Annotated in this window: 1 protein-coding gene; it reads left to right on the top strand. The window is 44.5% G+C overall.

What is annotated here, in order from left to right; translation table 11 throughout:
* Positions 1-90: 90 nt before the first annotated feature.
* The coding region (locus ACFI6J_RS21590; protein WP_462586408.1) for an IS110 family RNA-guided transposase at positions 91-515 on the top strand (425 nt) is incomplete at its 3' end.

The raw sequence follows: 515 nt of genomic DNA, 5'->3' as shown, positions 1-515 counted from the left end.
GATTAATGGTATGGACCCTCTCCTCCCATAAAGGCTTCAAATGAGCCAAGATAGGGTTGTTCAAATCACTATCAAGAAGGAGAAGGTCACATGAGTAAGGTAACAATAGGTCTCGATATCGCCAAGTCTGTTTTTCATTTAGTTTTTATGAATCAGTCAGGCAGAGTGCTCAGAAAGAAGAAATTAAGGCGTCACCAGATGTTGTCCTATTTTAGTCAACTGGAGCCATGCATTGTAGTGATGGAAGCCTGTGGAAGTTGCCATTACTGGTGTAGGGAATTGACGAAAGCCGGGCATGAAGTCAAAGCAATAGCACCGCAATACGTTGTAGCATACCGAAAAGGCAATAAACACGATTACAATGATGCAGAGGCGATAGCCGAGGCATCACAACGCGAAGGGATGCGATTTGTGCCGTTTAAGTCTCAGGACCAACAAGACATCCAGCTTATGCATCGGATTAGAGAGCGTATGATAGCGCAGCAAACGGCGTTGAGTAATCAGATAAGAGGCTT

This window comes from Alteromonas sp. G4i13, from assembly GCF_054960505.1.
This window is presented reverse-complemented; position numbering and strand designations above follow the sequence as displayed.